This is a genomic window from Variovorax atrisoli 110B (assembly GCF_000382045.1).
GTDB lineage: Bacteria > Pseudomonadota > Gammaproteobacteria > Burkholderiales > Burkholderiaceae_C > Variovorax > Variovorax atrisoli.
Genome location: NZ_KB907495.1, coordinates 1 through 1,183, shown reverse-complemented (window position 1 = coordinate 1,183; position 1,183 = coordinate 1). Strand labels below are relative to the sequence as shown.

The 1,183-nt window shown below is 66.3% G+C and carries 1 protein-coding gene; it reads left to right on the top strand.

Annotated elements, in window-relative coordinates; all coding sequences use genetic code 11:
• Positions 1–1,183 (top strand): AMP-binding protein (locus G369_RS36980; RefSeq protein ID WP_038117045.1); only part of this gene is annotated, 1,183 nt, incomplete at both ends.

Here is a 1,183-nt window from a genome sequence, read left to right as displayed (position 1 = left end):
CGCTGGTGCTGGGCAAGGCCACGGGCAAGGACGACGTGGTGTTCGGCACGGTGCTGTTCGGGCGGATGCAGGGCGGGGAGGGGGCGCAGAGGGCGCTGGGGTTGTTCATCAACACGCTGCCGCTGAGGGTGAGGCTGGGAGCGAGGGGTGTGCTGGCGTGCGTGAGGCAGACGCACGAGGTGCTCACGCAGCTGCTGCACCATGAGCACGCGAACCTGTCGCTGGCGCAGCGCTGCAGTGCGCTGCCGGGCGGGACGCCGCTGTTCTCGGCGCTGCTGAACTACCGGTACACGCCGGAAGAAGAGCAGACGAAGCAGCAGGCCGCACCGGATCTCGCATGGGCCGGTATCGACACGCTCGGAGGTGCCGAGCGCAGCAACTACCCCTTCGGCATGTCGGTGGACGATCTGGGCAAGGGCTTCGAGCTGGTGGCACAGGTGCATGACAGCGTCGATGCGCAGCGCGTATGTGGCTACATGCTGGCTGCCGTCCAGGGCGTGGTGACGGCACTGGTGCAGCGGCCGCAACAGCCAGCATGCGAGATCGGGATCGTTTCCGCGCAGGAAATGCAGCAACTGACGGCGTGGAGCGAGAACCCGCGCTGCCACGAGGATGCCCAACCGGTGCACCGCCAGATCGAGTCGCATGCAAGGCTCAAGCCTTCGGCACCCGCTTTGGTCTTCGACGACGAAGCCCTGAGCTACGGTGAACTCAATGCCCGTGCGAACCGCCTGGCGCATCGCCTGATCGCCTCGGGCGTGGGCCCGGATGTGCTGGTAGGTATCTGCGTGGAACGCTCCGTCGAGATGATGGTGGGCATCCTGGCGGTGCTCAAGGCAGGCGGTGCCTACGTACCCTTGGACCCAGACTACCCGGCGGACCGCCTGTCCTACATGGTGCAAGACAGCGGCATCGAACTGCTGCTGACCCAGAGCCACCTGCGCAGCCTGATCCCGGGTGCCGACTCCCTTCAAGTGCTGGAGCTCGACACCCTCGACACCTCTGCCGAGCCTGCATCCGATCCGCAAGTCCCCTTGCACGGCGAACACCTGGCCTACGTGATCTACACGTCCGGCTCCACGGGCCGTCCCAAGGGAGCGGCCATTCGCCACAGTGCCCTGTTCAGCTGCATGGCCTGGATGCAGGAGTTCTACACCCTCGCCGGAGCGGACACGGTGCTGCA